The sequence below is a fragment of the Paenibacillus forsythiae T98 genome, from assembly GCF_000520735.1.
GTDB lineage: Bacteria > Bacillota > Bacilli > Paenibacillales > Paenibacillaceae > Paenibacillus_AQ > Paenibacillus_AQ forsythiae.
The window spans coordinates 1-8,010 of the sequence record NZ_ASSC01000790.1 but is presented as its reverse complement, the minus strand read 5'-3'; the positions used below and the strand labels follow the sequence as shown (position 1 = coordinate 8,010).

Here is an 8,010-nt window from a genome sequence, read left to right as displayed (position 1 = left end):
GAGAGCAGAGGGATGACTCCCTGCCATATCCATATACTGAACCCCGCAGGGGCGCGCAGCGGTGAAGAAGGGCCCGGCGAGCTTCAGTCCCGGGACATCATGGGCTACAAGGTTAGCTCGCTTCGCGAGCTGCCCGCAGCGCTTGGAGGGGATGGACGATGAAGAACTGGTGGACCTTTATGAAATCGTCCTGGCACCGGTCCTTCGGCCTGCTGTGGATGATCATCATCGCCTTGCAGTGGCTTTCCTTTACAGAGCCGATCTGGCTGCAGCAGACCAGCGCCGCGGTGCTGATCTCGCTGTCGGCCGTTGCCGTTATTGAAATCCTGCTGCCCATTTCCATTCTTTACCGCTTGATGATTGAAGCGGCTGCGGTGCTGTACATTGTATACCGGACCATCCAATATTACGGACCCTATATCCCTTATCCTTCGGCGATGTTTGGCGAACGGCTGAGCGATGCTTTATCGCAGATGACGCCGTATCTCTGGTTCGCTCTGGGAGCCTGGGCGATTCTGCTGTCAGCCTCCTTTTTGGTCACGACCAAGAACCGTATTCTGCTGTTCATCGGCATGAATATCGCCGCGTTCGCGGCGCTGGATTCCTTCACGGCCTCGGTGCTGTGGCAGGAAGTCGCCTGGACGGTGTTCGCCGGGCTGGGCTGGCTGGTAAGCAACCATTTGAAGAGCTTTCAGCTTCGCTATCCCCGGGGCTGGAAATATCTGATTGATTTCCCGCTCAAAATATCCGTGAATATCGCCGTTATTTTTGCGCTGGTTATTCTGACCGGGGTCAATGCGCCGGACGTCAGGCCCACGCTGACCGATCCGTATACGGCCTGGAAGGAATGGAAAGGCGGCGGCACGGCGCAAGGCAGCGGCACGGACAATCCGGGAACCGGGACAAACGGCACAGGCTCGTCGGGGACGGCTTCCGGATACAGTCTGAATGACGCAAATCTCGGAGGCGGCTTCGCCTTTGATTATACTCCGGTTATGTCGGTTATCTCGGCTTCCCGCATTTATATGCGCGGGGAGACGAGAAGCGTGTACTCGGGCAGAGGCTGGAGCGACAACCTCCGCAGCAGACAGGGCGGCCTGGAGCCGGCGGAGGCGGGAGAGACGCTCGGGAACGACTATAAGTCGTCTATCAAGACCCAGGAGCTTCAATATACCGTCCGCATGCTGAGCAACAACCGGTATCCGGTGCTGTTCGGCGCCTATTCCATTACCAGGATCGATTCAATTAATGGAGAAAAAGAGGCGGACGGATTGTCTTGGCGCAGCCCGGACGCCGAACTGCTGGTCAACGGCGCCGATCCCGGGCCCTATCCGAAGACGTATACGCTGACCTCCGAGCTGCCCGTCGTTCCGGTGGAGGAACTGGCCGCGAAGACCTTCACCGATCTGTACAACGGGAAGAATATCCCGGAACAGTACCTTCAGCTTCCGGACAATTTTCCAGAGAGAGTGCGGAATCTGGCCGGGGAAATTACAGCCCAGGCGCAGACGCCGTATGAAAAGACGATGCTTCTGCAACAATATTTACAACAAACGTTTTCCTATACGAATGAACCTGACCTGTCCCGCAAACAAAGCAGGGATTTTGTGGAAAGCTTCCTGTTTGAGATTAAGGAGGGGTATTGCGACTATTATTCGACCGCGCTCGTAACCATGGCCCGTTCGCTGGATATTCCGGCCCGCTGGGTCAAGGGCTACGCGCCGGGCGAACAGGCCCAGCTTCCGGACAGTCTTGCCTTGCGTCAGGGAGAGGCCGTGAACAACAACTACACGATTACCAATGCCGACGCCCATTCCTGGGCCGAGGTATACTTCGGCGATTACGGCTGGATTCCGGTGGAGGCGACGCCCGGCTTCAACGCCCCGCTGCTGACGCAGAGCGAGACTGATCCGCAGCCCGAAGCCTCCCAAGCTCCAGAGGCGGATACGGAGAATGAACCGCAGGCAGCAGGTCAGGGCTCTGAGGAAAGCGGTCTGTCCGTAGAAGCATGGGCCGTTGCCGCAGCCGCCATTGTTCTGGCCGGATGGGCGGCCTTCCTGTTGTGGCAGCGCCGGTTCGGCCTGCGCTTTCTTCTGCAGAGAATCCGCAGCGGACGGCCTTTGTCATCCGCCGAGAAGATTCTGGCCGAGACAGAGCGCTGGGTAGCGCTGATGCGCCGCAAAGGCTTCGCCAGAGACAACCATGAGACGCTCAGGGAATCCGTTTCCCGCTGGAAAGGGGAGCGCCCGGGGGCTGCGGACAGCCTGTCGGCGCTGCTCGGCTGGTTTGAGAAGGCAAAGTACAGTCCCGAAGTAATTGAAGACAAAGACTGGCAGGCCGTGTATACTGAATCATTGCGGCTGCGCAAAAGACTGAAGCTGACGAAATGAACCGCAGAGAGCCTGCGATTTCTCTCACTAACAATCATTTCCGAAGAGTAAAGATTATGATATAGTTTGTCGTATGAAATCGAGGTGAACGTATGTTTGAAAGGCTTGTCCCCAAGCTGCGGGTAAATACGGTGTTCGATATTGATCTTGAGGACCTGTATTTGAAGGGCTACAGGGGGATCATTACCGATTTGGACAACACGCTGGTTGGCGCCAAGGCGCCTCTGGCGACGCCGGAGCTGCTGGCGTGGTTCGATAAGGTGAAGCAGACCGGCTTCAAGCTGGTGATTGTATCCAACAATAATATGACCCGGGTATCGCGGTTTGCGGCTCCGCTCAATATTCAATTTGTCCACGGAGCGCGCAAGCCGACCAATGCCCCTTTTCACAAGGCGATGAAGCTGATGAATCTGGAACCGAAGAATACGGTTGTGGTCGGAGACCAGATGCTTACGGATGTGTTTGGAGGCAACCGGCTCGGCCTGTTCACCGTGCTGGTGCTGCCGATCTCCCTTGAGGACGAGGGGCTAGGCACCCGCATCAACCGCCGTATAGAGCAGATTGCGCTGACCAGATTGCGCAAACAAGGATTGTGGCATGAGGAGGAACAACAGGAATGAACGAACAGATGCAGCGGCAGCGTTCCGCCAACTGCAGCGGCTGCGGCATTAAACTGCAGACCGAGCACCGGGACCGGCCGGGATACCTGCCGGAGACGGCTTATAACCGAGACCCTGTCATTTGCCAGCGGTGCTTCCGTATTAAGAATTACAACGAGGTCTCCTCGGTTTCCGTGGATCAGGACGAGTTTCTTCGCCTGCTCTCCGGAATCGGTGAACAGAACGCGCTTGTCGTCCACATTGTCGATCTCTTTGACCTGGAAGGCAGCCTGATCTCCGGGCTTCAGCGGTTTGTCGGCAGCAATCCTGTCATTCTGGCCGTTAACAAATGCGATTTGCTGCCCAAGGTAACCAACTGGAACAAGCTGCGAAACTGGGTTCAGCAGCGCAGCAAGGAGCTCGGTCTGAGGACGGCGGAAATCGTGCTTTGCAGCGCCAAGCGGGGTCAGGGCTTTGACCGGCTGCTCGATTCGGTGTCCTCGCTCCGGGGACGGCGCGACGTATATGTCGTAGGCGCAACCAATGTCGGGAAGTCGACACTGATCAACCGGCTTATTTCGGATTACAGCGATCTGGAGCAGGAGCTGACGACTTCCCGGTATCCGGGGACCACGCTGGACAGCGTCAAGATACCGCTTGATGACGGTCATTACATCATCGACACGCCGGGGATTGTCTATCCTTGGCGGTACAGCGAGCTGGTTGAACGGCGGGATCTGGACGCGGTAATGCCCGCAAAGCCCCTTAAACCTGCGGTGTACCAGCTCAATTCGGGACAGACGCTCTTTTTCGGCGGCCTGGGCCGCTTCGACTTCGTGCAGGGCGAGCATCAATCATTCACCTGCTTCATTAGCGGCAGCCTCAAAATTCACCGCACCAAGCTGGAGCGGGCGGACGAGCTGTACCGCGATCACCGGGGTGAAATGCTGTCTCCACCCGCTGCGGAAGATGTGGACAAGCTTCCCGCCTGGCAGCGGCACGAATTCAGAGTATCGAAAGGAAGCCGCAGCGATGTATTCATCTCCGGCCTGGGCTGGATCAAATTGAACGGAACGGAAGGCGCGATTGTTGCTGTCCATGTCCCTCGCGGCGTGAAGGTGCTGGTTCGCCCTTCGCTGATATAACTTAGGAGGAGACAATCATGACAACTGCGACCAAAACCTGGTCTTCGCCAAGCGGAGACATTCTTTTGGGAGTTATAGGGTCCCCCATTTCGCATTCCAAGTCGCCCGTAATGCATAACGCGGGGCTGAGGGCGCTTGGAATCCCGGGAGCTTATGTCCCCCTGCATGTGGAGCAAGATAAAGTCAAAGAGACGATCGAGGCCATACGGACATTGAATTTTAGGGGCATCAATGTGACGATCCCGCATAAATTGGCAGTGATCGAACATTTGGACAGAGTAGACCCGGCCGCGGAGGCCATCGGCGCGGTCAACACCATTGTCAACGACAACGGCATTTTGACCGGCTATAATACCGACGGCATCGGATACGTGCGCTCTCTGAAATCGGAGGCGGTCTCCGAGCTTTCGGGACGCAGGATTATGGTTATCGGCGCGGGCGGCGCGGCGCGGGGCATTATCGACGCGCTGCTTCAGGAGCAGCCCTCGTCGGTTGTCATTGTAAACCGCGACGAGGAGAAAGCGAAGCGGCTTGCGGGAAGCTGGAGCAGCCGGGGCGATATCAAGGGCGTAGGACTCGATCAGATCCAGGGCTATATCGGCGGCACGGATATTCTGATCAACACCACCTCGGTAGGGATGCATCCCCATGTCGATGATATGCCGATCGACCCGGATATCATCCCGGAAGGAATCGTGGTCAGCGATCTGATCTACAACCCGCTGTACACCCGCCTGCTGCTGGAAAGCCGCAGCCGCCGGGGCTGCATTATTCACAGCGGTGTGGGCATGTTCCTGTATCAGGGAGCTTACGCTCTGGAATACTGGACGGGACTGCCCGCTCCGATTGAGGCGATGCGGGAGGCTCTGCTGGGCAGTCTCGGCGCCGCTGAACCGTCCGTAAGCAAATAGAATCCGGGATTATCGGGTAATAATAGTTGATATATAAGGAGTATGCATACATGATGTTAACCGGCAAACAAAAGCGCTATCTTCGCTCGCTTGCTCATCACCTTGACCCTGTGTTTCAGGTTGGCAAGGGCGGCGTCAACGAGCATCTGATTCGTCATATCGAGGAGGCGATTGAAAAGCGCGAGCTGATGAAGGTCAGCGTGCTGAACAACTGCGTCGAGGACCCGAAGGAGATAGGCGGCGAGCTTGCGGAGCAGAGCGGCTCCGAGCTTGTGCAGGTCATAGGGAAGACGATCATTCTGTATAAGGAATCGCGCGACAACAAGATGATTGAGCTGCCGTAGAGAAGACCTCGGCGAAAGAGGCAATTTTGCAAGGAGGTGGGGGAGTGAAGGTCGGCATTATGGGCGGAACCTTCGATCCCATTCATATCGGCCATATGCTGGCGGCGGAAACGGCCAGGGATGCCTTCGGGCTGGAGCAGGTATGGTTCATGCCTTCGCACATCCCGCCGCATAAGCATGCGGCAGGGGCCTCCGGCGAGACGAGGCTGGCTCTGGTGAGCGAGGCGATCCGAAGCGATGATTCATTCCGCAGCCTGGATTGGGAGATTATGCGCGGGGGCATATCGTATACGATTGAAACGGTGCGGCTGCTCAAGGAGCGTTACCCGTCCGAAGACTTTTATTTTATTATCGGAGCGGATATGGTGCAGTATTTGCCGAAGTGGAGGGCGATTGACGAACTGGTGCGGCTCCTTACCTTTATCGGTGTGGGACGGCCGGGCAATTCTCTTGACCTTGGGACGCTTCCGGCGAATATTGCCGAGAAGGTGCTGCTGGCCGAAATGCCGATGGTCGATATATCTTCCACGATGATCCGGGAGCGGGCGGCAGCCGGCAAATCGATCCGGTATATGGTGCCGGAAGCGGTATACGAGTACGTGCGGAGGAGTGAGTTGTATGGGGTTCAGCCGCGAAGCGCTGATTGAGTCGGTATCCTCGCAGATGCCGAAGAAGCGTTGGAAGCATACGCTGGGCGTGATGGAATCGGCAAGAGCGCTTGCCTTGAAGTACGGCGGCGATCCGGAACGCGCGGAGCTGGCGGCGACACTTCATGATGTGGCCAAATATTGGCCGGTCGAACGTCAGCGCGAGATTATAGAGCAGAATCAGCTCTCGCCTGAACTGCTGTCCTATGACAAGCAGCTGTGGCATGCGGAGGTGGGAGCCTTTGTGGCGGAACAAGAGTACGGCATTACCGATTCGGGCGTGCTTGATGCGATCCGCTACCATACTTCCGGGCGGGTCGGCATGACCCTTCTGGACAAAATCGTCTGTCTGGCTGATTACATTGAGCCGGGACGCGATTTTCCGGGTGTCGACCATATACGCAAGCTTGCCGATTCCAGTCTGGAAGAAGGGCTTTTAGCCGGATTTGATTCAACGATCAGCCTGCTGCTGGAGAAGCGGCGGATTGTGTTCCCGCTGACGGTGCTGGCAAGAAACGATTTAGTAAGAGCATTGGAGGAAAATGAATGACCATACAATCCAAAGAGCTGCTGCGGCTGACGCTGGAAGCGGTTGAAGATAAAAAAGCGATGAATGTCGTTGCCCTTGATTTGCGCGGCATTTCGCTGATCAGCGATTATTTCATCATCTGTCACGGCAACTCCGATACCCAGGTGCAGGCGATCGCCACCGAGGTTCGCAAGGTTGCGCAGGAAGCCGGGGCGGTCATCCGCGGGATCGAAGGCATGGACGCGGCCCGCTGGGTGCTCATGGATTTGGGGGATGTGGTTGTGCACATCTTCCACCGGGACGAGCGCGAGTACTACAATATCGAGCGCCTGTGGTCCGACGCCAAGGTTGTGGAACTCGTATGAGCCTGATAGCTGGAAGCGTAGTCACGCTCGAAGTGGCAAGGGAGGTTTCGCCCTACGGTTATTTTCTGAATGCGGGCGACCAGGATGTGCTGCTGCATTATACGGAACTGACGGAGAAGATCAAGCCGGGGGACAAGGTTGAAGTGTTCCTGTTCTTCGATACGGAGGACCGTCTGGCGGCGACGATGAAGAAGCCGTATCTTACGCTTGGCGAGCTGGCTCTGCTGGAGGTGGCGGACGTTCATCCCCGGCTGGGCTGCTTTCTGGAAATGGGACTTGGGCGCCAGCTGCTTCTGCCCATCCGCGAGCTGCCTGAACTGAAGGAGCTGCATCCGCAGGTTGGCGACCGTGTATTTGTCATTATGGAGCATGACAAGCAGGGGAGGCTGCGGGCCAAGCTGGCGGGCGAGCAGGAGCTTGCGCCGCTAACGTTCCCGGCCCCTTCCAGCTGGAAGGGGCAGTGGATGAAGGCCCGGGTTTACAAGCCTCTCCAGATGGGCACGTTTGTCATCGTGGACGGGGGCGTGCTCGGCTTCGGCGCAATCGGCATGATTCATTCCTCCGAGCGGCCGAGACTGCTTCGTCTGGGCGAAGAGTTTGAAGCCCGTGTGGCGTTCATCCGGGAGGACGGGCGCATTAACCTGTCCATGGCCCAGCGCAAGGAAGTGGGACGGGATCAGGATTCTGCAAGGATTCTCGAATTTCTGCAAAATCGTCCGGGCGGAGGAATGCCTTATTCGGATGCGACGCCGCCGGATATTATCAAGCAGCGGTTCGGAATCAGCAAGGCGGCGTTCAAGCGTGCGCTCGGCAAGCTGATGAAGGAAGGTCTTATCACCCAGAAGGAGAGCTGGACGTATCTGGCGCAGGGGGATAAGACCGCTCCGGCTTCCGGCCAGCAGAGCGGCGGAGACTGAGGAAATTCTGCCGACTAGGACGGCAAGGGAAAGTGCGGTGTTGGGAGTGTCCTCCTATGGGAAATTTGCTTATGTCTACGACGAGCTGATGGCGGATATGCCGTATCCGCAGTGGCTCGCTTTCGCCGAAGCGGCGTGGGAGCGACTCGGGAAGCCGAGGACC

The 8,010-nt window shown here is 57.2% G+C and carries 9 protein-coding genes and 1 pseudogene; all 10 read left to right on the top strand.

Annotated features, from left to right (window positions below):
- Positions 1 to 158 precede the first annotated feature (158 nt).
- Positions 159 to 2,390, top strand: a complete 2,232-nt coding sequence (locus tag L692_RS0124155; RefSeq protein WP_025702508.1) for a transglutaminase TgpA family protein — start codon at positions 159 to 161, stop codon at positions 2,388 to 2,390.
- Between the two features lie 92 nt (positions 2,391 to 2,482).
- Entirely contained in the window at positions 2,483 to 3,010 is a 528-nt protein-coding gene (locus tag L692_RS0124150) for a YqeG family HAD IIIA-type phosphatase (protein WP_025702507.1), read from the top strand.
- The gene (yqeH, locus tag L692_RS0124145) at positions 3,007 to 4,134 is read left to right on the top strand and encodes a ribosome biogenesis GTPase YqeH (protein ID WP_025702506.1); all 1,128 of its coding nucleotides are present in this window, start codon (positions 3,007 to 3,009) and stop codon (positions 4,132 to 4,134) included. The genes L692_RS0124150 and yqeH overlap by 4 nt, the downstream gene beginning before the upstream one ends.
- Positions 4,135 to 4,151: 17 nt before the next feature.
- Positions 4,152 to 5,045, top strand: a complete 894-nt coding sequence (locus L692_RS0124140; RefSeq protein ID WP_025702505.1) for a shikimate dehydrogenase — start codon at positions 4,152 to 4,154, stop codon at positions 5,043 to 5,045.
- A gap of 53 nt (positions 5,046 to 5,098) precedes the next feature.
- Entirely contained in the window at positions 5,099 to 5,389 is a 291-nt protein-coding gene (gene yhbY / locus L692_RS0124135; RefSeq protein ID WP_025702504.1) for a ribosome assembly RNA-binding protein YhbY, read from the top strand.
- Positions 5,390 to 5,433: 44 nt separating this feature from the next.
- On the top strand, positions 5,434 to 6,036 hold the full coding sequence (locus L692_RS0124130) for a nicotinate-nucleotide adenylyltransferase (protein ID WP_025702503.1): 603 nt from the start codon (positions 5,434 to 5,436) through the stop codon (positions 6,034 to 6,036).
- A complete protein-coding gene (gene yqeK / locus L692_RS0124125) occupies positions 6,008 to 6,586 on the top strand; it encodes a bis(5'-nucleosyl)-tetraphosphatase (symmetrical) YqeK (RefSeq protein ID WP_025702502.1) in 579 nt (192 codons plus the stop codon). Before L692_RS0124130 ends, yqeK begins: the two co-directional genes overlap by 29 nt.
- On the top strand, positions 6,583 to 6,930 hold the full coding sequence (gene rsfS / locus L692_RS0124120; protein WP_025702501.1) for a ribosome silencing factor: 348 nt from the start codon (positions 6,583 to 6,585) through the stop codon (positions 6,928 to 6,930). The genes yqeK and rsfS overlap by 4 nt, the downstream gene beginning before the upstream one ends.
- Positions 6,927 to 7,847, top strand: a complete 921-nt coding sequence (locus L692_RS0124115; RefSeq protein ID WP_025702500.1) for a CvfB family protein — start codon at positions 6,927 to 6,929, stop codon at positions 7,845 to 7,847. Before rsfS ends, L692_RS0124115 begins: the two co-directional genes overlap by 4 nt.
- A 46-nt stretch (positions 7,848 to 7,893) precedes the next feature.
- Positions 7,894 to 8,010: pseudogene (locus L692_RS33710) on the top strand (SAM-dependent methyltransferase); the annotation flags it as partial.